Source organism: Sporanaerobacter acetigenes DSM 13106 (genome assembly GCF_900130025.1).
In the GTDB taxonomy this organism is placed as follows: Bacteria; Bacillota; Clostridia; order Tissierellales; family Sporanaerobacteraceae; genus Sporanaerobacter; species Sporanaerobacter acetigenes.
This window is the reverse complement of record NZ_FQXR01000002.1, coordinates 298,513-321,033: the sequence shown is the minus strand read 5'-3', so window position 1 is coordinate 321,033 and position 22,521 is coordinate 298,513. Positions and strand designations below refer to the sequence as shown.

The following is a 22,521-nucleotide window of genomic DNA, read 5'->3' as shown; positions in this document are numbered from 1 at the left end:
GGGATTTGTTTTGGGCAAAATTGTGGTGGAGAAGAGCCCTCCATTAAAAGGAACAGTTAGGATTAGTGGGGCCAAAAATTCAGCACTGCCAATTCTTGCGGCTTCTTTGTTGGGTACGGAAGATATTGTTTTGGAAGATGTGCCAAATTTAAAGGATGTAGATGTTTTTTGTGAGGTATTGTCATTACTTGGAGCAGATGTAGAAAAATATGGCGGAGGAAAAATAAAGATAAATTCTGCCAATATGGACAAATATGAAACACCCTATGAGTTGATGAGTAAAATGAGGGCTTCTTTTTTAGTTATGGGACCCTTATTGACCCGCTTGGGGAAGGCAAAAACTTCTCTTCCTGGAGGTTGTGCCATAGGAACCCGCCCTATAGATTTACACTTAAAGGGATTTAAAGCGTTGGGAGCAGAAATTGATGTGGACCATGGATATGTTGGAGCATTTGGAGATAAACTCAAAGGTGATAGAATTTATTTGGATTTTCCCAGTGTAGGTGCTACAGAAAATGTCATGATGGCAGCTGTATTGGCAGAGGGAGAGACTACTATTGACAATGCAGCTATGGAGCCAGAAATAGTTGACTTAGCCAATTTTTTAAACAAGATGGGTGCAGATATAAGTGGAGCAGGAACTAGTAGTATTCGTATTCGTGGTGTAGAAAAGCTTGGAGGAGCAACTCATTCCATTATACCAGACAGGATTGAAGCTGGTACTTTTATGGTGGCAAGTGCCATTACAGGTGGAGATATCATTATTGAAAATGTGATTCCTAGCCATATAAAGCCAGCAATTGCAAAGCTTAGAGAAATTGGATGTGAAATTTGGGAAAATGGAGACAAGATAAGAGTTATAGGTACGGCTGATAGAAAGGCTGTGGATATAAAGACTCTTCCTTATCCAGGATTTCCCACAGATATGCAAGCTCAATTTATGAGCCTTATGAGTGTGACTGAAGGAACAAGTGTCATTATTGAAACTGTATTTGAAAACAGATTTATGCATGTAGATGAACTTAAGAGAATGGGTGCAAATATAAAGATTGATGGTAGATCTGCCATAGTTCAGGGAGTTAATAGTTTGACTTCAGCCCCTGTGAAGGCTACAGATTTAAGAGCAGGAGCAGCTTTAATACTTGCAGGATTGGTGGCAGATGGAAAGACTACTATAGATAATATCTACCATATTGACAGAGGATATGATGGCATTGAAAATAAGCTTTCTGAATTGGGAGCTAAAATTTATAGAATAGAATAATTAACATATCATCTTTTCCCATAGCATAGAATGTAATTAGATAACTTTGAGATGAAAAAGAGGGGGAAAAGATGAAAAAGTTTTGGATATACCTGGCATTTATTTTGATAATCACTATCGTTCTTCCCACAATTTTGGTGAAGACTGTGAATTTAGTCTCTAAGGAAGATACAAAGGAAATAGCAAAAGAAAAGAAAATAGAAGAAAATATAGTAGATGAAAAGTTTGATGGATACATAAAAGTATATGATACTAGGACCCAAGAGGTAGTTAAAATTCCTCTTGAGGACTATGTAAAAGGAGTGGTAGCGGCTGAGATGCCAGCAGAGTTTGACGAGGAAGCTTTGAAGGCCCAGGCAGTGGCTAGTAGGACTTATGCTCTTTATAAGACAAATAAGTTCAAAGAAGGCCATCCAGATCATCCACAAGCTCCACTTTGTACTGGTGTTCACTGTCAAGCTTTTCTTTCTTTGGGGGAGCTTGAGAGCATTCATTCAAAGAAATGGGTTGACAAGTATTGGTCTAAGATTGAAAAGGCTGTAGATAGTACAAAGGGAGAAGTAATATATTATGACGGTGAGATAATAGAGCCTCTATATCATTCTACTAGTGGTGGTATGACAGAGGATTCAAAAGATGTATTTGCAAATGATGTGCCTTATCTGAAAGGGGTTCAAAGTCCCAATGAAGAGGAGGCACCAAAGTTTAAAAGTGTTGCTACTTTTACTGTAGGTGAATTTATAGAAAAGATAAAGAGTATATATCCAAATGCCAATATTACTCAAGAAAATCTTCCAGAAAAGATAAAGCTTGTTGAAAGGACTGAAAGTGGAAGGATAAAAAAGATAATGATTGATGGTCATGTGGTGGAAGGAAGGGAACTTCGAGAACTTTTCAATTTGAATTCCACCAATTTTAAGATTACCTACAATCCCAAGGCTGAAATAGTGGATATTGAAACTACTGGCTATGGTCATGGGGTGGGCATGAGTCAATGGGGTGCCAATGGCATGGCTAAAAAAGGTAGTGATTATATAGAAATAATTAAGCATTATTATACAGGTGTTGAAATAGAACAATATAAAAAGTGAGTAAAAGAACTAAAAAAAGTTCTTTTACTCACTTTTTTTATGTATTAAATATTTAAATTTGGTAATACTAGCTAATGGAGGTGAAGAGATGAAAAACAAGTTTTCGTGGGAGAAAGATGGATTTTATATTATTTTATTTATCTGTGTATGTGTAGTAGCTGTAACATCAGTTTGGGTATCTAGAAATAATTTAAAGAAAATTGAAAGCAATGATAAGCCTATAAAAGATGAAGACTTTTTCGTAGTAGAAGATGGTGAAATGGGAGATTATGAAAAGGATTTGATGGAGCCTTCTTTGGCGAGTGCCAAAATGGGAGAAAACAAAGAAGAAGATAAAGAAGATTTAAATTTAGATGAAGATTTAGAGGAACCAGAAAAGTTAGAAGAAGAAAAACCAAAACCAGAAGCTAAAGAAACTTTTTGTATGCCAGTGGAAGGAAAAATGATACTAGATTTTACAGGAGAAAATTTGGTTTATTCAAAGACATTGGAAGAATGGACTAGTCATGGTGGAGTAGACATAGAGGCAAAAGAGGGAACCCCTGTAAAAGCTAGCTTAGGGGGAACAGTAAGTGAAGCATACGAAGATGAGTTGTGGGGAGTGGTCATAGTACTTGATCATGAAAATGGACTTAAGACAAAGTATGCAAATCTTTCTACTAAAGACATGGTACAAGTAGGACAAAAAGTAAAAAAGGGTGATACTATAAGCGGCATAGGAAAGCCTAAGGGAATAGAAATGGCAGATGCGCCACATCTTCACTTCGAGGTTATATTAAATGAGGAAAATATGGATCCTAAAAATTATTTGCCTAATTTAAACTAATTTTCAAATTAGGCAATAAGAGTTCTATAAATTTTAAAATGTGCATAAGTATTTAAAAAAGGTTAAAATCCCAAAATAAGTTTAAAGGGGGTTAAATATGTGAAAGACTATATAGAAGAAAGAGCACTAGAGATTGCAAAATATATAATAAGTGAAAAAGCCACCGTAAGACAAGCAGCCGGTGTATTTGGGGTGAGCAAAAGTACAGTACATAAAGATGTGACTGAAAGGCTCCCAAAGATAAACCCTCTTATTGCAAGTATGGTGAAAGAAGTATTAGAACAGAACAAAGCAGAAAGACATATAAGAGGTGGCAAGGCTACAAAGATGAAATACAAAGCTGTAAACGATTAAATAGGTCCCTATGGGACCTTTTAAGCATTTTTGGATAAAATTTTCAAATAATTTTAAAAAAATAAAGGGTTTTTTGCATTTATATAGAATAATATTATGATGCGAAATTTTATGGAAAAATCAACTACAATTGATATATAATAAACCAAAAAGGAGGAAAAGTAATGGCTGCATTAAAAACTGATATGGGAATAGATTTGGGGACTGCTAGTATTCTTGTCTATGCAAAGGGAAAGGGAATAGTTCTAAATGAGCCATCAGTAGTAGCAATAGATCAAAATACTAAACAATTTTTAGCTGTTGGAGAAGAGGCAAGAAAAATGCTAGGGCGTACACCAGGAAATATCATTGCAATGAGACCACTTAGAGATGGAGTAATATCTGACTATGAAGTGACGGAAAAAATGCTTAAATATTTTATTCAAAAAGCTATAGGCAAGAGTTTTTTCAAACCTAGAATTATAGTTTGTGTACCTAGTGGTGTAACTGAAGTTGAAAAAAGGGCAGTTGTAGAAGCTAGCACTCAAGCGGGCGCTAAAAAGACATACCTTATAGAAGAACCTATTGCAGCAGCTATAGGAGCTGGAATTGATATCACGCAACCAAATGGAAATATGGTAGTGGATATAGGTGGGGGTACTACTGATGTAGCAGTTATATCATTGGGCGGCATGGTTGTTAGTCGTTCAATAAAAGTAGCTGGGGATGAATGTGATGATGCTATAATTAGATATATAAGAAAAAAACACAATGTGATGATTGGAGAACGTAGTGCCGAAGAGTTGAAGATGAAAATAGGGACAGCGTATAAAAGAGATAAAGATATAACTATGGAGATAAGAGGGAGAAATTTAGTTACAGGTCTTCCAAAGACTATAATTGTGTCTTCAGAGGAAATTTTAGAAGCTCTTGAGGAGCCTATTACAAATATAGTGGATACAGTTCATGCAGTACTTGAAAGGACTCCACCAGAATTGGCAGCGGATATTGGAAATACAGGCATAGTCATGACTGGGGGAGGAGCATTACTATATGGTTTGGACAAGCTCATATTTGAGAGAACAGGAATTCCAACAAGAATTGCGGATGATCCTATTGAATGTGTGGCTATAGGTACAGGAAAGGCTTTGGATTGGGTAGATGTACTAGATAATAGTATAGTAGGTGAAGAATCTATCGGTGGAAGATACTAAAGGTTTTTTTCCATATGACGATAACATTCTAGAGTATTTAATGAGGATGTGATGAATTTTGAATAGAGGACTGTATATATCTGCAACTTCTCTTATAGCAAATCAAAAAAGATTAGAATCAATAGCAAATAATCTTTCAAATATGAATACAATGGGATATAAGAAAGATATAACTATAACTGAATCTTTTCCAGAAGTGCTTCTTAGCAAAATAAATGACAAACCAAGTATTAGGTCAAGTGGAGAAAATGAAATATATTATCAAACAGATGGAGAAACACATACAGCTCATACGGAGGAAGGCTATTTCATGGTGAGAACGCCCAATGGAATTAGTTATGTAAAGGATATTCAATTTGTTGTAGATGATGAAGGATATTTAAGGACTTTCTATAGAAATGAAAAAAATGAGTACAAGGTAGATGCAGAAAACTATATAGTTGGTCCAGGTGGAAATCCTGTACAAGGTCAAGGTGGAAATTTAGAGGCAATGATACAGGGACTTGTATACAATCCAAGCCCTAGAGTCATAGGTACTATGAGTGCAGGAGTCAATGTGAAAAAAGTTGTAGTAGATTTCAGCCAAGGATCAATTGTTGAGACCGGTGGGAAATATGATGTAGCCTTAAATGGAAGTGGATTTTTTAAAGTCCAAGGAGATAATGGTGAAATCTATTATACAAGAAATGGTGCTTTTACTGTAAATGCAAATGGAGAATTGACGACAATTGATGGATATAAAGTATTGGGGCAAAATGGGCCTATAGACATGGGCAGAGGACAAGAACTAAATGTGTCTATGCTTGATGTAGTGGATTTGGACAACAAGGAATATTTAAGAAAAGTAGGGAATAATCTATATCAAATGCCAGAAGATATTGAAGGGGAAGAAGCACCTTTTGGTGGAGAAGTACTCCAAGGTTTTTTGGAAGACTCCAATGTAGATTCTATAAAAGAAATGGTGGAGATGATAAATCTTTTGAGAAATTTTGAATCTTGCCAGAAAGCCATAAGAGTTCAGGATGAAATGCTTGAGAAATCAGCAAATGAAATAGGAAGAGTATAGGAGGGCGAAAAAATGAGAGCTATGTGGACTGCAGCTACTGGAATGAGGGCACAACAGCTAAATATAGATACTATTGCAAACAATCTTTCCAATGTAAATACTACGGCTTATAAAACTCAAAGAGCAGAGTTTAAGGATTTGTTTTATGCCAATATGAAGAGGAGCAATTTGACTGATGATCAAGGTAGACCTGTAAATTTAGAAGTAGGTCATGGAGTCATGCCTACTGCTACTAAAAGGGATTTTAGAACTAGTAGCTTTATAGAAACTCAAAACCCATATGATGTAGCTATAGATGGAGAAGGTTTTTTTGCCATAGAACTTCCCAATGGAGATATTAGATATACAAGGGATGGGAGTTTTAAATTGAGTATAGATGGAGACGAAGGGAAATTGGTGACTTCAGAAGGATATACAGTATTAAGTGAGGATGAAGATGAAATAATCTTTGAAAGTGGTTTGAGAGATATAAGTATAGATGAATTTGGATATATAACAGGAAGAGATGAAGATGGAGAAATAGTTGATATAGGAAGACTTAAATTGGTGAATTTCATGAATCCTGAAGGGCTTTTAGGAGAAGGAATGAATTTATATAGTGCCAGCCAAGCTTCAGGAGAAGAAATGCCAGTGGAAGTAGAAGAGATGAAATCAAGACTTGTATCAGGATATTTGGAAGCTTCCAATGTTCAAGTAGTAGAAGAAATGGTGAAGATGATTACAGCTCAAAGAGCCTATGAGATAAATTCTAAGACTATACAGACTTCAGATGAAATGCTACAGATAATCAACAATTTGAAGAGATAATTGAGGTGATGATATGGAAATTCTTCCGAATGATTTTATCACAAGGCGTACTCCAGATGAGTCTATTTTAGAGAGAAAAATAGAAGGTGCAAAAGAGACAAATAAAGATGAAGAACTGATGAATGTATGCAAGGATTTTGAGACTATTTTTATCCACATGACGATGAAAGAAATGAGAAAGACTATACCTGAAGATGGTTTTATAGAAAAAAGCACTGCTACAAAGATTTTTGAAGATATGTTTGATGAGCAAATTTCAAATGAAGTAGCAAAGAAAGGTGAAGGTATAGGATTAGCCAAAATGCTATATGAGCAATTTAAAAGGCAAAATGTAAATTATTAATCTTTAAATTAGGGGGTTTTTTCTCATGAGAAGGAAGATTATATCTGTTCTTCTGCTACTCATGATAGTGGTGGGAGCCTTTAGTACGGCTTATTGTGAAGTGGGCAAAAAGTTGTCCAAAAAAGAGACAGAAAAGTTGGTTGAAGAAGTAGCAAAAAAGAGGGGAATACCTAGTGTTATTTTAAAGTCCATAGCAAAAATAGAGAGTTCTTTTAGACAGTTCAATGACAAAGGTGCTCCTTATACGAGTAGAAGTGGAAATATAGGCATCATGCAAGTTCATAGTAGAGGCTATGATGCAAATAAACTTAAAAATGATCCAATTTATAATATTGAAGCTGGGGCAGATGTTCTTCTTGCCAAGTGGAGATATGCCAATGATAGGATGCCTCAAATAGGAGATATGGATCCAAATGTATTGGAAAATTGGTATTTTGCTCTTTGGGCCTACAATGGACTTTTGGAGAGGAACAATCCAAATGTAAATTCAAATACCTATCAAAACAAAATTTATTCAGTTGCGAAAAAACAATATGGACAAAAGATAGTTCCTGTAAATAGAGGAAGTATTCCTTCAAGAGGGGTACCGAAAAATAAAACTAAAATAAATCCGCCAAAGGAAACTCACAAAGGAGATATTATCATATACAGTAAAGATGACAAGGTAATTCCTGATGGGAAAAAATATATAGTTTTTTTGTCTTCTCCCTATGGAAAGGAGATAGGGAAAATAAAAGAAAATACAGAGATGACTATATTGGAAGGACCAAATCTTAAGAGAGGATTTTATTTCTATAAGGTAAAGACCTCAGACAATAAAACTGGCTGGGTATTTGGAAACTGGATAAAAAAGTTTGAATGAAAAAGCTGCTAACTTAAAGTTAGCAGCTTTTTCATTCAATTTTTACTGAATTTTAGGTCTTTGAAAAACAGGCTTTATTTGGTATGTGATATTGTCTTTATTTACTACAAATTCAGCCATGCTGATATTGTAAATATCTTGAGGATTTGAGACTCCTTTTGAATTTACTTGAATATACCTGATTCCATCTTTCAAATCGTTACTATTTCCATTTCCTCCATAAACTACCCAAATATCTTTTCCATTTAGTTTGGCTTCAGAAAGTATACTGTGTAGAAGTTCTGCTTCAAGTTTGTCAGTAAATCCTCCGTTGCCGAATATTGGGGTTGGCAACATGAGAACTATGTTTTTTTCTTTTGAATTTGTCAAATCATTTTTAAGCCATAGCCATTGTTCTGAATTTGTGGCTCTAAGTCCATTTTTAGAACTATCAGCTTTTATGAAAAGTACATTTCCATATCTATAAGGTTTATATCCGCTTTTTACATCCATGATTGTTTTAGGCTTTAGCCCTTTCTTGAAATCAGCTGTGCTACCACCCATGAATATGGCTAAATCGTGCTTATTTACATTAGCTTTGATTTTGTCACTAGCTTTATATTCAACCACATCGTCCAGATTTTGTGGAGCAGAGGTGACTATAAAGGAAAAACCATTTTTATCTTTTTTTACTTCTTTATTTTTTACATCAGTCATAGTACTAGAGGCAGGTAATACCATATTTTTATATCCTGTAGGATATACGGCTACAAGGCCATCCATATAAATTTCTCCACTGCTTTTTTTCACAGGATCTGTTTCTACTAGATATATTTTACTTAAAGTGATTGGATAAGCTATATTTGAAGGTATATCAGCTGTAACATATTGCCATCCTGTCCAATCCACTACTTTTGCAAAATCTATATTGTATTCAGTATCATTTTTGTCCTTGATGCTGCCTCTAAGCCAAGCATTTCCTTCGTCTCCATATACCCAAAGACCTAGCTTTTTAGGATTTCCGTCTAGAAGCATTCCACTTTGACCATTAGGATTTAAGTTGACATAAGCAGCTCTAGTTTTTTCTCCTACTGTGAAGTCATATTTAAGACTCAAAGAGCCATTGCCTTCTTTATTTTCACTTACTAATCCAATACTTCCTGAAACTTCAGCTGGATAAGAAGAAAAAGATACTCTATTTAAATCTTCAAAGGATTCAAGAAGTACTCCCTTGCTTCCTACAGCTACCAATATATTTTCTATTCCGTCCCCAATTCTAGCGGTTATGGCACCAGAACTTGGTTCGCTACTACTGTAAAATATGCCATTTTCAACTTTTCCAATATTTCCTGTGATTTCCCATTTTACATCTTCAGGATATACTATTGCATTAAATCCATCTCTATCCCTTCCGTAGAATACTCCCAAATTCTTTTGACTATTTATATCTATAGTGAATTTATCTATATCTGAAACTATATCTCTTACAGTTTCTAATACTTGAATATCAATGGAAGAAGTGATACCTTCATAGTTTGCAATTATCTTGCCTTTTCCAGTGGATAGGGCCTTTAATGTATTTCCATTGAATTCACCTTTTATACCTTCTACAGTATAAGTGACTTTTTCTTGATCTACTTCTATAGGATTTTTGTATTCATCATATCCCTTTATACTAAATCTTCTTGTGGTATTTAAGAACATATTCTTGTCATCAGTTGCGACTTTTATGCTAGAAAGATTTCCCTTAGGTGCATTTGAAAATACTCCTACACCATTTATAACTTTTCTTTCTCCTCCATCAGAAGGTTTGTTGACAACTTTCACATTTTCCTCATCTACATATTTAACTGCCATAGCAGTAGAGCCACCACCGTCAAATAGCAGTGCATCATTTGCTCCCAATTCTTTCATTATGGAACCAAAGGTTTTTCCAGTGACCCCTTTGAAAGATGAATCTCTACCATCTATAGTTGCAATGATAAGTTCTTTGCCATCTTTAGAAATTCCTATTCCTGTTCTTGGATCCAATCCATTTGCAGCTATATCTGTATTCATTGCTACACCATTTTTAAGTATGATGCTTCCGCCGCCAATTGCCATCTTTATATTGTCATAGTTTGGAGTAGTGGAAAGTCTAAGCTCCACAGTGTCTCCTAGATGAAAATTATTTAAAAGCCTTTCTTCTACTCTTCCCCTTCCAGCAAGTATGTAGCCATTTTCAGGGATGTCTACTGGTGGCTGCCCAATTCTTACGTCAGTTACAATATTGTCTACTACTACTATTTCTATAAGGTCTTTGTGAAGTTTGTTTCCTATGGATTTAGGCCCCCAGTGTTTGTTGTAGAGCATTACTTCTTCATAGGCTTGACTTACTTTGTTTATAGCTGAAAGAATGACTTCAGTTCCTGTTGCAGAAGATACAGCTGCAAGTCTTTTGTCAAAATAAGTAATTGAAGCATTTTTGCTATCTGCAAGTACAAAAGCAGGTTTTGCATATTCTTTCGCCATTGGAGATGATATGATTTCCCCATTATTTATCAAGGTACCTATTGGGCTTGGAAATGGTTTGTATTCAAAGAAATCCCCATTGACTCCAGCTATGGCATTGGATTCTTTCACCATAGTGCTTACCTTTTCTCTGTTTGAAATTCCCTTGTTGCTAAATAACCCCTTTATTTCTGTGTACTCATCTTCCAAATCAACTCTTAACACATTTATATTCCACCAACCCTTGTTGGTAAACCTAAGTACATTTTCATGAATTACCCCGCTAGAAAGATCTTCTGTATTTGTTGTCTCATATATTGTATAAGTTTGAGCTGGTGCTTTTTTTGCCTCAGCCATTGAAAGAATATTACCACTAAGAATTAACGATATTGCAATTAAACTTACTAAAAACTTTTTAAAATTATTGTTCATTTCTCCACCTCACTTTTCATTAAAACCAAAGATTTAGTTCCTCGCCATTTTGTATTGCTCTAAGAAGTCTATCTCTGGACCCAGGGACTTCTTTGTATATATCTTTTAAAAGCTTATGGATATATTCTCTCTTGGTTTTTTTGTCTACAGGACAAGGGTTTTTAACTACTGGGATTTCATATTTGTTTAGGGCTCCTTTTATGTCGTATTCTGATAGATATAAAAAGGGACGAATGACATATATCTTTTTTCTATCTAGATAGGTTAAAGGTTGAAGGGTATTTATCCTTCCTTCATAGAGCATACTCAAAAAAAGAGTATCTAATGCATCATCTCCATGATGAGCTAAGGCAAGTTTGTTGAAATCTTTTTCCTTAAGGGAATTGTGAATAGCACCTCTACGCATGTTGGCACATAGAGCACAGGGATTTTTTTCTTTTCTTACATCAAATACTATATCTTTTATATTGGTCTTTTTGAGATTGAAAGGTACGTGAATATTTTCACAGTATTTTCTTATAGTTTCTGTGTCAAAATCTTCATATCCAAGATTCACTGTAAAAGCTTCCAATTCAAAGTTTTCCGGACTAAATCCCTGATATAATTTTAGTGCATATAAAAGGACCATACTGTCTTTTCCGCCAGAAAGTCCTACTCCAATTTTGTCGCCATCGTGGATTAAATCAAAATCCTCAATAGCTCTTCTCATTGCTCCTAATATTTTTTTCATCACATCAACCTTTCTAAAGGGTACCTTTGAAGATAATTATATAATTATAATATATCAAATAGGTTACAAATACATTACAATACCTTGACAATGTAAAATTAGCCAAGGTGACCTTAAGTTGGTAAGGCATAAAAAAAGAAGGATTGAATATTCAATCCTTCTTTTGGTGGTCGGGGTGGAGGGATTCGAACCCCCGGCCCCATGGTCCCAAACCACGTGCGCTACCAAACTGCGCTACACCCCGTCGACCGCCGACTCTTATAGTATAGTGGATTTTCACTTTCAATGCACATATGAAAAACAGTGAATATATAAAATTATAACAAACTATCGCTTTAAATCTACACTATTCTCGCTATTTCTTACTATTTTAAAATAGTTTTAAAAGTTTAAAGGGTTTTTCTCTAGTGTATAGAATATAATAAACTAATATGCTATAGGAGGATCGAGATGAGTGAGGAATTAAAAGTATTTATATTAGCTGCTATGCCACTTTCTGAACTAAGAGGCGCCATACCACTTGGAGTATCTCTGGGACTAAGCCCTATTGAAAGCACAATCATAAGTATATTGGGAAATAGTATCATAGTTCCTTTTTTATTGAAATTGTTGGAGCCTGTTATGAATTTTCTTGAAAATACAAAATTATTTTCTAAAGCTGTAATATGGGTGAAAAATAGAACTCTAAAGAGAAGTAGAGATAAGATAAAAAAATATAGTGTATTGGGTCTGTTTATATTGGTGGCAATACCTTTACCAACTACTGGAGCTTGGACAGGATGCATAGCAGCAACATTACTTAAATTGAATTTCAAAAAAGCACTAACTGCAATTATATCTGGTATTATAACAGCTGGTATCATAGTATTTACTTTGACTTATAATATAGTGTCAGTTCTTTGAAAAACAGTGGCAAGGTGAATTCAATTCACCTTGCCAAAATTATAACTTAAATATTTATATTATACTACATCAATATTCAAAGTAAACATATAAGCTATGTTGTTTTCATAATCCATGTCAATTTTTTCACTTTGTTGACACAATATTTTTATTGTGTTAAAATATGCCTAAATGAATAAAAATCTTGATGCCTTATCAAGAGTGGTGGAGGGAATGGGCCCTGTGAAACCCGGCAACCTATGGTCTTTGACTGTGAGGTGCTAAATCCCACAGAATAGTATTCTGAAAGATGAGGTCAACTTTTCTTGCCTTTTCCTTTTGGAAGAGGCTATTTTGTTTTTCAGAATAAACTATAAAAATTTTAAATAAACAAGGAGGCAGTTTAATGAAAAAGTGGTTGTTTACGTCAGAATCAGTGACTGAAGGACATCCAGACAAGGTATGTGATCAAATATCAGATGCCATACTAGATGCCATACTAGAAAAAGACCCTTATGCAAGAGTTGCTTGCGAAACTTCTGTGACTACAGGAATGGTATTGGTAGCAGGAGAAATAACTACAGATTGTTATGTAGATATACCTCATGTAGTAAGACAAACAGTAGAAGAAATAGGATATACCAGAGCAAAATATGGCTTTGATGCAGAGACTTGTGCAGTTCTGACATCAATCAATGAACAATCTCCAGATATAGCTATGGGAGTCAATGAGGCTCTTGAAAGCAGAGGAAATGGAGAAGACAAATATGACAAAATTGGTGCTGGAGACCAAGGTATGATGTTTGGATATGCTTGCAATGAAACAGAAGAGCTAATGCCTATGCCAATATCATTAGCTCACAAATTAGCTAGAAGATTGACAGAAGTGAGAAAAGATGGCACTCTTTCCTACTTAAGACCAGATGGAAAGACTCAAGTGACTATTGAATATCATGACAATACACCTGTTAGAATTGAAAACATAGTAGTTTCAACTCAACATTCTCCAGATGTAGAACTGGAAACTATAAAAAAGGATATTATAGAACATGTAATAAAGAAAATAGTTCCAGAAAATATGATAGATGAAAATACTAAATACTATGTAAACCCAACAGGAAGATTTGTAGTTGGTGGACCTATGGGAGATGCGGGACTTACAGGAAGAAAAATAATAGTTGATACTTATGGTGGATATGGACGTCATGGTGGTGGAGCATTTTCAGGAAAAGATCCAACAAAAGTAGACCGTTCAGCTGCTTATGCTGCAAGATATGTGGCAAAGAACATTGTAGCAGCAGGACTTGCAGACAAATGTGAAGTTGGCCTTGCTTATGCTATAGGTGTAGCTAGACCATTGTCTATATATGTAGATACTTTTGGAACTGGCAAAGTTGAAGATGAAAAAATAGAAGAATTAGTTAGAAAACATTTTGATTTAAGACCAGCAGCTATTATAGACAAGCTAGATTTGAGAAGACCAATATACAAACAAACTGCTAGCTATGGTCATTTTGGAAGAATAGATTTAGATCTTCCTTGGGAAAAGACAGATAAGGCAGAAATTCTTAAAAATGAAGGACTTGGAAAGTAAGGAGAAAGTCAATTTCTCATGCAAAAATATGTAGAAATAGATTATTTCCCGGGAAAAATAAGTAGAATAATGAAAGTTCATGAAAAGCAGAGTGAGTACAATACGTCACTCTGCTTTTTTTTATTTTCTCCTCTTGTATTAATATATACTTACCGGCGGTACTTGAAAGTAGTTTTCAAAAGAAATAAGAGGAGGTGATAATATGGCAATGAAAGAAGTAAAAGAAGCTTCTAGACTTAAACTTGAACTAGATGGAGGAATGGACGGAGATAAGCAAATAGTAAAATCAAAGACCTATTCAAATGTAAAAGTAAATGCAACAAATGAAGATGTCTATGGAGTAGGAACTGCTTTGGCAGGACTTCAAACTATGAATTTACTCAAAGTAAAGAAACTAGAAGAAGTAGAGCTAATATTAGAATAATGTCAAATATTTATAGAAAAAATGAGGAGGTGATAATATGGATAAAACTAAACTTGAGTTGAATTTCAAAAACGCATCCGAGAAAAAAGTCAATATAGCTGTAGACAATCCCAGAGAAGATGCGACAAAAGAAGAAATAAAACAGGTCATGGATACAATAGTTGCAAAAAATATATTCTATTCAAATGGCGGAGATATAGTAGAAGCTCTAGGAGCAAGAATAGTGACAACTAGTGTAGAAGATATTGTATTCTAGATATTACAGTAGGGGAGAATGGTTTCTCCCCTACTGTCATCTAAAAAAGAAAAGAGGTGAAAATATGGATGAGGTATTTTCCCAGATAGCCAATTTAGGTTTTCCCATAGTCATATCCATATATCTTCTAGTCAGGATAGAAGGTAAATTAGATGAATTGACTAAAAGCATAAATGAACTATCCAGGGCAATTGGAAATATGGAATAAAAAAAATCCCTTCTTGACTTAGAACATACGTTCTAGTATAATAAGTCAGGGAGGGATTTTTATGGAGATGGAGAAATATATAGGTGAAGGATTAATGGCTTTTGTTCCAGTTTATCTGGACATGAGGGGAAATTCCACTATTTTATATACATCTAGTAGTGGAGAAATAGAAGTATATAAATCTACTAGAACTTTTTTAAATAGACTAGGGAAATATTTTTTATTGGATTTAAAAGGATCAAATAAATATTATGGAGAACTATTGGGAAGCAACAATGGAGTACCGATTCCTTTCAACAAGGACAATATTTTTATTCCTATAAAGGTGAGGAAACCTATATCTAAAAATGATGGTTCATTAGGATATGTAAATATAAAATATATAGAAAAAGTAGGAGAAGAAGATGGTCAAGGAATCGTATATTTAAAGTTCAATATAAAGATAAAAAGTTTAAATACTATGAAGACAATTGAAAAGCATATAAAACAGGGATATATAGTAGAAAAATTTTATGAAGAAAAACATGGGACAACATATGAAACAGATGATTTTTATTCTCAATCTGACAAACCAGCCACTAAAGGAGATATAGCTCTCTTAAGACAAGAAATACTTAGTATAAGAGAGACTCTACACTAAACTTTGTGATATAATATTCTAAAGCAAAGTAACAAATTGGAGGAATAAGCTTTGATAACGGTAGAGGGAACATTAGAGGAAATAATATATACAAATGAATCCAATGGTTATACTGTTGCCATATTGGAAACAAGTGATGATGTCATAACTATAGTGGGATATGTTCCCTTTCTAAATATAGGGGAGACCTTGAAAGTAGAAGGAGAATGGACGAACCATCCCAACTATGGAGAACAACTCAAGATAGCCAATGTATCTACAGTAGTTCCAGCTACTTTAAATGGAATAGTAAAATATCTTTCTTCAGGTCTCATTCCTTACATAGGACCAAAAACAGCTGAAAAAATAGTAGAAAGATTTGGAGTGGATTCTCTAGATATTATACAGTACAATCCAGAAAGATTAAAAGAAATAGAGGGTATAGGAGACAAGAAAATTGAAAAAATAATGGAAGCTTTTGAAGAACAGAGAGAACTTAAGGATATCATGGTTTTTTTGGGCCAATATGATATAAGTCCTTCTTATGGAGTGAGGATATATAAGAAATATGGCAAGGATACTATAAGGATAATACAAGAAAACCCCTATAGGCTTTCAGAAGAAGTATTTGGAATTGGATTTAAAACTGCAGACAAAATAGCTCAAAATATGGGAATAGATTTAAATTCACCATATAGGATAGAAGCAGGGATAAAATTTAAGCTCATAGAGTATGCAGGAAGTGGTCATAGCTTTGTTCCTAAAGATGAATTGCTCGTGGAAATTTCCAAGATATTACAATTGGATTTGGAACTTTTAGAAGATAGCCTTAGGGATTTAGCCATTAGAGGAGATATACAAATTGAAAATATAAATGATGAAGTAGTAGTATATTACATGCCCTATTACAAAGCAGAATCCAATGTGAGTAGAAAAATAGTAGAGCTTTCAAGAGTAGAACTAGACTCTCTTAATATGGAAGTAGAAAAGGAAATAAAGGCTATAGAAGAGGAAGAAGGTATATTATTTGCACAAAAACAAATAGAAGCTATAAAAGAATCTGTAGAAAATGGGATGCTTGTCATTACAGGAGGGCCTGGAACAGGAAAGACTACCACCATAAATGCCATTATTCAAGTATTTGAAAGAGAACAACTAGAAATAGTCTTGGGAGCTCCTACAGGAAGAGCAGCAAAGAGAATGAGTCAAGCTACAAATAGAGAGGCAAAGACTATACATAGACTTCTTGAATATTCTTTTTTAGAAGGGGATCTGGCTTTTGGTAAAAACGAAGAAAGTCCATTGGAAGCAGATGTAGTCATTATAGATGAAACTTCTATGGTTGATATACTTCTTATGAACAATCTCCTAAAGGCTATATTGCCAGGGACTAGAATTATATTTGTAGGAGATATAGATCAGCTTCCATCAGTAGGTGCAGGAAATGTATTGAGGGATATTATAGAAAGTGGAGTAGTGAAAGTTGTAAAATTAGACCAAATATTTAGACAAGCAGAAGAAAGCATGATCATTGTCAATGCCCATAGAATAAATAAAGGAGAAGCTCCATATTTAAATGTAAAGGATAAAGACTTTTATTTTTTACCTAAATACAATCCAAATGAAATTGTAGAAACTGTAATTAGTTTATGCAATAGGAGACTACCAAATTTCAATGGATACGATCCCTTAAAAGATATACAGGTTCTTACTCCTATGAAAAAGGGAGATGTGGGAATCAATTCATTGAATAAATTTCTTCAGGAAATATTGAATCCAAAGGGACATGGAAAGACGGAAAAAAAGGTAGGAAATGAAATATTTCGAGTAGGGGACAAAGTCATGCAGATAAAAAACAATTATACCGCTGAATGGAAAATAATTGAGGATGGCAGAGTTAAAGAAGAAGGAGAAGGCGTATACAATGGAGACTTTGGCTTTATAACTAGTGTAGATGAAGAAGATAGAATACTTAAAGTATTGTTTGACGATGAAAAAGAAGTAGAATATGATTATAGTCAATTAGATGAGTTGAAACTTGCCTATGCCACTACAGTTCATAAAAGTCAGGGAAGTGAGTTCCCAGTAGTCATCATGCCCATATACTGGGGACCTCCAATGCTAATGACTAGGAATTTATTATATACAGCTATTACTAGAGCAAGAGAGCTGGTGGTTTTGGTAGGAGATGAAAAATATCTTTATATGATGATTAAAAACAATAGAATTACAAAGAGGTATTCAGGTCTTGATGTAAAGATAAGACAAATATTTTCTGTATTTTAGGTGATATCATGAGATTAATTGAGGGATTTAATGATATTTTATTTCAGGATGATGATATATGTTATTTTTGTGGTATAAAAGTAGAAGAGAAAAGTTTTCTATGTCCTGAGTGCAAATTTAAATTAGAATATATGAATAGAAGGCTAAATATAAATTCTCCTTATATTGAAGAAGCTATATTTTCTCTATTTTACAATGAATTTATACGACAAAAAATCTATCAATATAAATACAATGGAAAGGGGTATTATTATAAGCCTCTTGGAGAAATACTCATAAACACTATAAATGCTACAATTCCTCTAGAAAATATAGATATCATAACTTATGTACCTATTCATAGGAGAAAAAAAGCTCAAAGAGGATATGATCAATCAGAGCTCTTGGCAAAATATATAGGGGAAACTCTAAATATCCCCTTTTCAACAGGAAATCTCATAAGAACTAAATGGACAAGAATTCAAAACAAAATGGACAAGTATCAGAGAATGAAAAGTTTAGAGGGAGCTTTTGAAGTCAAAGAACCATTAGAATTTAAAGACAAAGAAATTCTTTTGATTGACGATATTATTACTACAGGAGGAACTTTAAATGAATGTGGTAGGACATTAAAAAAAGTCAAAGCAGGTAAAATCCATGCATTAACTATAACTTCTGGACTTAAAATATGAGGGGTGAAAAATATGGATATAAGAAATTGTAGGCGTTGTGGGAGAGTCTATTCTTATGATGGATTTAATATCTGTCCTAAATGTAGAAGAGATGATGAAATGGATTTTCAAAAGGTCAAGGAATATATTGAAGAGAATCCAAGTGCCAACATAAAGGAAATTTCAGATGAAACAGAAGTAGATTCAAAAAAGATCATAGAATTTTTAAAAGAAGGAAGACTAGAAGTAAGAGATGAAAACAATTTGCTTTTAAGCTGTGAGAAATGCGGAAAGCCTATAAAAACTGGGAGATTTTGTGATAAATGCACTTTGGAGATGCAAAGAGAATTCAAACAGGCCATAAGCGGTAAACAAAAGGATACATTGCAAAGCACCAGAGTAAGACAAAAAATAAGAGTTACCGAAAGATATAGAGATGACGAAAAAAAATAAAGGTCTAAAGTAACACCTCATTTTTTCCGATAATATATACAAGAAAGGAAAAATGGGGTGTTTTTTATGAATATAAATAGAATAGATAAAATAATTCAAGTTTATAATACTCAAGGAATAAAGAAAATAGATAATAGTAAAGTGAATTCAAAGAAAGATGAATTGAAATTGTCGGGAAAGGCCTTGGAGTATCAATTCGCAGTGAATAGTCTTAAAAACGTTCCAGATACTAGAACAGAGCTTGTGGAAAAAATAAAAGAAGAAATCAAAGCTGGAACTTATGAAGTAGATGGGAAAAAGATTGTAGAAAAGATGATGGAAAATATAAATTTTGATAAAAGAGCATGATGGTGGTGATAAAGTGACTTTTAAGGAAGAGTTGGAGGAAATTCTAAAAGAAGAATTGAAAGTTTTAAAAGAACTTCAAATCATTACACAAGAAAAAACTCAAATTATAATTGATGAGGATTTGGATAAGCTTCAGAATACTACTAAGGAAGAAGAAGAATATATAAATAATATAGCTCTATTGGAACTAAAAAGAGAAGAACTTCTTGACAACTGGGGGATGGATAGATTGCTTCCCCTTTCTGTTTTAATATCTAAAATGCCTGAAGGCGAAAGAGAGTCTTTAGAAAGTATAGGAGAAGATTTGTTTCATATTTTATCCGATATAGATGAAAAAAATCAATTAAACAATACTCTCATTAGAGACAATTTGGAATGGATAGATTTCAATTTAAATCTTTTGACAAGCACTCAAGTTCCAACAACTTATGGGAAAGATAAAAGTGATTTAAATCAAAGTAAAAGTATTTTTGATAGGAAGGTGTAATTATGGCTTTTGGAGGATTATATATTTCCATATCTGGCATAAATGCAAATAAAAGAGCATTAGATACAGTGTCTCACAATATTGCAAATGTCAACAATCCAAGTTATGTAAGGCAAAGTGCTATTCATGCAACTAATGGATATGTTACTACTCAAGTTGGTGGGCATGAAATGGGCACAGGAGTTCATGTAGAAGAGATAAGGCAGATAAGAGATGAATTTATAGATGTGAGATTTAGAAGAGAATTGGGCATTTATGGATATCACTATGCAAAGGCTGATATATTAAATGAAGTTGAAATGATATTCAACGATTTGAGTGATAGCGGACTTCAAAATGTCATGAACAATTTCTGGAGCTCATGGTCAGAACTATACAAGGAGCCAGATAGCTTGACTTTGAGGGGGCTAGTTCATGAGTCAGCAGTAGCCTTTACTCAAACTGTAAACCATATAGATATGCAGCTTGACAATTTACAGAGAAATTTAAACAAGGAAATATTGAACAAAGTAGAAGAAGTAAATGGTCTATTAAAAGATATATCAGATTTAAATGGAAAGATAAAAATGGCAGAAGGTGGAGGCCCAAATATAAAGGCCAATGATTTTAAGGATATGAGAAATGAAAAATTAGATAAGCTTTCAAAACTCATTCCTATTACCTATTATGAAAAAAACACAGGAGAAATTGCAGTGACTCTTCAAGGAAGAGATTTAGTCAATGGAGACTATATAAATCCTATTGATATAAAGACAGACAATAGAGGATATGGCTATATTCACTGGAAAGATACAGGAGACAAAATAGAACTGGGCGAAAAAGGAGAACTTGGTGGATATATAGCTGTTCGTGACAGTATAGATGTGGAATATAGAGTAAAACTAAATGCTCTTGTAAGCACCATAGCTAGTGAAATAAATACGATACATGAAAGTGGGAAAGACCTAGAGGAAAATACTGGGACTAAATTTTTTGTACCTACTGATGGAGAAATAACTGCAGGAAATATAAAGGTGAATCCAGATCTTTCGAACTTCAACAAAATAGCTGTATCAAAAAGTGGTGCCAAAGGAGACGGAGAAATCATAAAGGATATACTTCAGCTTAGGGAAAAAGGTTTTAAGGAATTAGAAAATACGACTTTTGATGATTTTTACAGAGATTTGGTAGATATCATTGGAATAGAAGGAAGAAAAGCCAAAAGCATTGCCTCAAATCAAGCAGTACTGCTAAAACAAATAGAAGATAGAAAAGGTTCTATTTCATCAGTATCCCTAGATGAAGAAATGACCCTGATGCTACAATACCAACATTCCTATATAGCCAATTCCCGAGTAGTTAATGCTATAGACGAAATGATGGAAAACATAGTCAATAGAATGGGAGTAGTGGGAAGATAAAATTTTTTGCGAAAGGATTGAGCAAAATGTACGGTTTTAATACAGCGGTAAGTGGGCTACTTGCAAGTCAAAGAGCCTTGTATGTGACAAATCACAATATAAGCAATATGAACACAGATGGATACTCAAGACAAGTTGCTCTTCAAAGAGCTACAAATCCTATGAGTTTGCCAGGGATAGGATACTTAGGTACTGGCACAGAAATATATGATATTGTTCGAATGAGAGATTCCTATGTAGATTTTAAATATTGGAATGAAAGTGCGCCAAAAGGAGAATGGGAAGCTAAAAGAACTTCACTACTTGAAATAGAAAAGCTACTTGGAGAACCATCAGATAGTAGTTTTAGAAAATATATGGATGATTTTTTTTCAAGTTTGGATGAACTTTCAAAAAATCCTTCAGACTATGCTTTTAGACAACCTGTCAAAGAATCAGCACTATCTCTTACAAAACACATAAACGAAACAGCAAAGCGACTTGAAAACATGAGAAAAGAAACCATATTTTCAATAGATACTAAAGTAAAACAGATAAATGATATAGCTGATCAAATAGGAAATTTGAACAAGCAAATATATGTACTTGAACTAGATGGAAAAAGTGCCAATGACTTGAGAGATAAAAGAGAACTATTGGTAGATGAACTTTCAAAAATAGTCAATGTAAGAGTAGATGAATCAAAAGATGGGAAATACAGAGTAAACGTAGGTGGTATATCATTAATAGACCATGACTATATAAACAAGATGGAATATAAGCCAAAAAATTCTGCATATCCATATGAAAACAGAGAACTAAAATGGGCAGATGGCAACAAAGTCACTCTTCAATCAGGAGAACTAAAAGGACTCATTGAATTGGTAGAAGGTGATGGAGAAAAAGGGAGCTATAGAGGAATACCTTTCTATCAGAAGAAATTGGATGATTTTGCTGGTGGATTTGCAGGGAAAATAAATGAGCAGCATGGGAAGGGGTATGATTTGGAAGGTGAACAGGGTAAAGAATTCTTTACTTTTGATGCTAACAACCCGGCTTTGACTATTTCAGTATCACAAGCTATTCTTGAAGATGTAGGGAAAATTGCAGCAGCCGGAACAAAGGACGGAGTAGAAGACAATACAAATATACTTAAAATAATAGATTTAAGAGAAGATAAGGCTTTTTTTGGAGATGGTATGTCCAAAGGAACCCCGGATGATTTCATAAAATCCATCCTTTCAAACCTTGCAGTAGACAGTATGCAAGCTCAAAGAATGGACAGTACTCAAAAATTAATCATAAAAAACATCGAAAAAAGAAGACAATCAGAATCAGGAGTATATCAAGATGAGGAAATGACAAACTTAGTCAAATTTCAACATAGTTACACCGCCTCAGCCAGAATGATCACAACCCTTGATCAAATACTAGATGTAACTATAAATAGACTAGGACTTGTGGGCAGGTAGAATTTTTTCGAACGGAGGGAGAAAAT

Annotated in this window: 24 protein-coding genes, 1 tRNA gene and 1 riboswitch; of the genes, 22 read left to right on the top strand and 3 right to left on the bottom strand. The window is 34.0% G+C overall.

Annotated elements, in window-relative coordinates:
- Positions 1 to 10 precede the first annotated feature (10 nt).
- The 9 genes from murA to BUA21_RS01445 all read left to right on the top strand — a co-directional run bounded on the left by murA (position 11) and on the right by BUA21_RS01445 (position 7,806).
- Positions 11 to 1,264 carry a UDP-N-acetylglucosamine 1-carboxyvinyltransferase gene (murA, locus tag BUA21_RS01485; protein ID WP_072742753.1) on the top strand — a complete coding sequence of 418 codons (1,254 nt, stop codon included), beginning with the start codon at positions 11 to 13 and terminating at the stop codon, positions 1,262 to 1,264.
- A 71-nt stretch (positions 1,265 to 1,335) separates the two neighbouring features.
- A complete protein-coding gene (gene spoIID, locus BUA21_RS01480; protein WP_072742752.1) occupies positions 1,336 to 2,355 on the top strand; it encodes a stage II sporulation protein D in 1,020 nt (339 codons plus the stop codon).
- Positions 2,356 to 2,443: 88 nt separating this feature from the next.
- On the top strand, positions 2,444 to 3,181 hold the full coding sequence (locus tag BUA21_RS01475) for a M23 family metallopeptidase (RefSeq protein ID WP_072742751.1): 738 nt from the start codon (positions 2,444 to 2,446) through the stop codon (positions 3,179 to 3,181).
- 99 nt (positions 3,182 to 3,280) lie between these two features.
- Complete coding sequence (gene spoIIID, locus BUA21_RS01470; protein WP_072742750.1) at positions 3,281 to 3,535, top strand: sporulation transcriptional regulator SpoIIID; 255 nt, start codon at positions 3,281 to 3,283, stop codon at positions 3,533 to 3,535.
- A gap of 164 nt (positions 3,536 to 3,699) precedes the next feature.
- The gene (gene mreB / locus BUA21_RS01465; protein WP_072742749.1) at positions 3,700 to 4,728 is read left to right on the top strand and encodes a rod shape-determining protein; all 1,029 of its coding nucleotides are present in this window, start codon (positions 3,700 to 3,702) and stop codon (positions 4,726 to 4,728) included.
- Between the two features lie 58 nt (positions 4,729 to 4,786).
- Positions 4,787 to 5,794 (top strand): flagellar hook-basal body protein, encoded by a 1,008-nt coding sequence (locus BUA21_RS01460; RefSeq protein WP_084604089.1) that lies wholly within the window; start codon positions 4,787 to 4,789, stop codon positions 5,792 to 5,794.
- Positions 5,795 to 5,806: 12 nt separating this feature from the next.
- Positions 5,807 to 6,601: a flagellar basal-body rod protein FlgG gene (gene flgG / locus BUA21_RS01455; protein ID WP_072742747.1), complete on the top strand. Its 795-nt coding sequence runs from the start codon at positions 5,807 to 5,809 to the stop codon at positions 6,599 to 6,601.
- Positions 6,602 to 6,614: 13 nt separating this feature from the next.
- The gene (locus BUA21_RS01450; protein ID WP_072742746.1) at positions 6,615 to 6,944 is read left to right on the top strand and encodes a rod-binding protein; all 330 of its coding nucleotides are present in this window, start codon (positions 6,615 to 6,617) and stop codon (positions 6,942 to 6,944) included.
- Positions 6,945 to 6,969: 25 nt separating this feature from the next.
- On the top strand, positions 6,970 to 7,806 hold the full coding sequence (locus BUA21_RS01445) for a transglycosylase SLT domain-containing protein (RefSeq protein WP_072742745.1): 837 nt from the start codon (positions 6,970 to 6,972) through the stop codon (positions 7,804 to 7,806).
- A 42-nt stretch (positions 7,807 to 7,848) separates the two neighbouring features.
- On the opposite strand, the gene BUA21_RS01440 is transcribed toward BUA21_RS01445, so the two are convergent.
- The 3 genes from BUA21_RS01440 to BUA21_RS01430 all read right to left on the bottom strand — a co-directional run bounded on the left by BUA21_RS01440 (position 7,849) and on the right by BUA21_RS01430 (position 11,681).
- The gene (locus tag BUA21_RS01440) at positions 7,849 to 10,707 is read right to left on the bottom strand and encodes a phosphodiester glycosidase family protein (RefSeq protein ID WP_072742744.1); all 2,859 of its coding nucleotides are present in this window, start codon (positions 10,705 to 10,707) and stop codon (positions 7,849 to 7,851) included.
- Between the two features lie 19 nt (positions 10,708 to 10,726).
- The gene (locus tag BUA21_RS01435) at positions 10,727 to 11,437 is read right to left on the bottom strand and encodes a tRNA lysidine(34) synthetase (protein ID WP_072742743.1); all 711 of its coding nucleotides are present in this window, start codon (positions 11,435 to 11,437) and stop codon (positions 10,727 to 10,729) included.
- A 167-nt stretch (positions 11,438 to 11,604) separates the two neighbouring features.
- Positions 11,605 to 11,681, bottom strand: a tRNA-Pro gene (locus BUA21_RS01430).
- A gap of 206 nt (positions 11,682 to 11,887) precedes the next feature.
- On the opposite strand from BUA21_RS01430, the gene BUA21_RS01425 reads away from it, so the two are divergent.
- The 13 genes from BUA21_RS01425 (at position 11,888) to flgK (BUA21_RS01365) (ending at position 22,495) form a co-directional block, all read left to right on the top strand.
- Positions 11,888 to 12,340, top strand: a complete 453-nt coding sequence (locus BUA21_RS01425; protein ID WP_072742742.1) for a COG2426 family protein — start codon at positions 11,888 to 11,890, stop codon at positions 12,338 to 12,340.
- Between the two features lie 189 nt (positions 12,341 to 12,529).
- Positions 12,530 to 12,636, top strand: a riboswitch (SAM riboswitch).
- Between the two features lie 89 nt (positions 12,637 to 12,725).
- Positions 12,726 to 13,913, top strand: coding sequence for a methionine adenosyltransferase (gene metK, locus BUA21_RS01420; RefSeq protein ID WP_072742741.1), 1,188 nt, complete (start codon positions 12,726 to 12,728; stop codon positions 13,911 to 13,913).
- A 202-nt stretch (positions 13,914 to 14,115) separates the two neighbouring features.
- A complete protein-coding gene (locus BUA21_RS01415; RefSeq protein WP_072742740.1) occupies positions 14,116 to 14,337 on the top strand; it encodes a DUF1659 domain-containing protein in 222 nt (73 codons plus the stop codon).
- Between the two features lie 37 nt (positions 14,338 to 14,374).
- Positions 14,375 to 14,593, top strand: a complete 219-nt coding sequence (locus tag BUA21_RS01410) for a DUF2922 domain-containing protein (RefSeq protein WP_072742739.1) — start codon at positions 14,375 to 14,377, stop codon at positions 14,591 to 14,593.
- 64 nt (positions 14,594 to 14,657) lie between these two features.
- On the top strand, positions 14,658 to 14,801 hold the full coding sequence (locus BUA21_RS01405) for a YvrJ family protein (RefSeq protein WP_072742738.1): 144 nt from the start codon (positions 14,658 to 14,660) through the stop codon (positions 14,799 to 14,801).
- A gap of 61 nt (positions 14,802 to 14,862) precedes the next feature.
- On the top strand, positions 14,863 to 15,441 hold the full coding sequence (locus BUA21_RS01400) for a hypothetical protein (protein WP_084604088.1): 579 nt from the start codon (positions 14,863 to 14,865) through the stop codon (positions 15,439 to 15,441).
- Between the two features lie 51 nt (positions 15,442 to 15,492).
- Positions 15,493 to 17,706, top strand: a complete 2,214-nt coding sequence (gene recD2 / locus BUA21_RS01395) for an SF1B family DNA helicase RecD2 (protein WP_072742737.1) — start codon at positions 15,493 to 15,495, stop codon at positions 17,704 to 17,706.
- Between the two features lie 8 nt (positions 17,707 to 17,714).
- The gene (locus BUA21_RS01390) at positions 17,715 to 18,377 is read left to right on the top strand and encodes a ComF family protein (RefSeq protein WP_072742736.1); all 663 of its coding nucleotides are present in this window, start codon (positions 17,715 to 17,717) and stop codon (positions 18,375 to 18,377) included.
- Between the two features lie 12 nt (positions 18,378 to 18,389).
- Positions 18,390 to 18,809 carry a TIGR03826 family flagellar region protein gene (locus tag BUA21_RS01385; RefSeq protein ID WP_072742735.1) on the top strand — a complete coding sequence of 140 codons (420 nt, stop codon included), beginning with the start codon at positions 18,390 to 18,392 and terminating at the stop codon, positions 18,807 to 18,809.
- A 66-nt stretch (positions 18,810 to 18,875) separates the two neighbouring features.
- Positions 18,876 to 19,157 (top strand): flagellar biosynthesis anti-sigma factor FlgM, encoded by a 282-nt coding sequence (gene flgM / locus BUA21_RS01380; RefSeq protein ID WP_072742734.1) that lies wholly within the window; start codon positions 18,876 to 18,878, stop codon positions 19,155 to 19,157.
- A 13-nt stretch (positions 19,158 to 19,170) separates the two neighbouring features.
- A complete protein-coding gene (locus BUA21_RS01375) occupies positions 19,171 to 19,644 on the top strand; it encodes a flagellar protein FlgN (protein WP_158281631.1) in 474 nt (157 codons plus the stop codon).
- A gap of 2 nt (positions 19,645 to 19,646) precedes the next feature.
- Positions 19,647 to 21,044, top strand: coding sequence for a flagellar hook-associated protein FlgK (flgK, locus tag BUA21_RS01370; RefSeq protein WP_072742732.1), 1,398 nt, complete (start codon positions 19,647 to 19,649; stop codon positions 21,042 to 21,044).
- Between the two features lie 26 nt (positions 21,045 to 21,070).
- Entirely contained in the window at positions 21,071 to 22,495 is a 1,425-nt protein-coding gene (flgK, locus tag BUA21_RS01365) for a flagellar hook-associated protein FlgK (RefSeq protein ID WP_084604086.1), read from the top strand.
- Positions 22,496 to 22,521: the final 26 nt, after the last annotated feature.

What these genes read in the sequence shown, in the direction of transcription:
- BUA21_RS01425 (WP_072742742.1), top strand. Translation starts at nt 11,888, where the DNA reads ATGAGTGAGGAATTAAAAGTATTTATATTAGCTGCTATGCCACTTTCT.
- flgK (WP_072742732.1), top strand. Translation starts at nt 19,647, where the DNA reads ATGGCTTTTGGAGGATTATATATTTCCATATCTGGCATAAATGCAAAT.
- BUA21_RS01450 (WP_072742746.1), top strand. Translation starts at nt 6,615, where the DNA reads ATGGAAATTCTTCCGAATGATTTTATCACAAGGCGTACTCCAGATGAG.
- BUA21_RS01390 (WP_072742736.1), top strand. Translation starts at nt 17,715, where the DNA reads ATGAGATTAATTGAGGGATTTAATGATATTTTATTTCAGGATGATGAT.
- mreB (WP_072742749.1), top strand. Translation starts at nt 3,700, where the DNA reads ATGGCTGCATTAAAAACTGATATGGGAATAGATTTGGGGACTGCTAGT.
- flgM (WP_072742734.1), top strand. Translation starts at nt 18,876, where the DNA reads ATGAATATAAATAGAATAGATAAAATAATTCAAGTTTATAATACTCAA.
- BUA21_RS01445 (WP_072742745.1), top strand. Translation starts at nt 6,970, where the DNA reads ATGAGAAGGAAGATTATATCTGTTCTTCTGCTACTCATGATAGTGGTG.
- flgG (WP_072742747.1), top strand. Translation starts at nt 5,807, where the DNA reads ATGAGAGCTATGTGGACTGCAGCTACTGGAATGAGGGCACAACAGCTA.
- BUA21_RS01440 (WP_072742744.1), bottom strand. Translation starts at nt 10,707, where the DNA reads ATGAACAATAATTTTAAAAAGTTTTTAGTAAGTTTAATTGCAATATCG.
- BUA21_RS01410 (WP_072742739.1), top strand. Translation starts at nt 14,375, where the DNA reads ATGGATAAAACTAAACTTGAGTTGAATTTCAAAAACGCATCCGAGAAA.
- BUA21_RS01435 (WP_072742743.1), bottom strand. Translation starts at nt 11,437, where the DNA reads ATGAAAAAAATATTAGGAGCAATGAGAAGAGCTATTGAGGATTTTGAT.
- BUA21_RS01405 (WP_072742738.1), top strand. Translation starts at nt 14,658, where the DNA reads ATGGATGAGGTATTTTCCCAGATAGCCAATTTAGGTTTTCCCATAGTC.
- BUA21_RS01400 (WP_084604088.1), top strand. Translation starts at nt 14,863, where the DNA reads ATGGAGATGGAGAAATATATAGGTGAAGGATTAATGGCTTTTGTTCCA.
- metK (WP_072742741.1), top strand. Translation starts at nt 12,726, where the DNA reads ATGAAAAAGTGGTTGTTTACGTCAGAATCAGTGACTGAAGGACATCCA.
- BUA21_RS01475 (WP_072742751.1), top strand. Translation starts at nt 2,444, where the DNA reads ATGAAAAACAAGTTTTCGTGGGAGAAAGATGGATTTTATATTATTTTA.
- BUA21_RS01415 (WP_072742740.1), top strand. Translation starts at nt 14,116, where the DNA reads ATGGCAATGAAAGAAGTAAAAGAAGCTTCTAGACTTAAACTTGAACTA.
- BUA21_RS01385 (WP_072742735.1), top strand. Translation starts at nt 18,390, where the DNA reads ATGGATATAAGAAATTGTAGGCGTTGTGGGAGAGTCTATTCTTATGAT.
- flgK (WP_084604086.1), top strand. Translation starts at nt 21,071, where the DNA reads ATGTACGGTTTTAATACAGCGGTAAGTGGGCTACTTGCAAGTCAAAGA.
- spoIID (WP_072742752.1), top strand. Translation starts at nt 1,336, where the DNA reads ATGAAAAAGTTTTGGATATACCTGGCATTTATTTTGATAATCACTATC.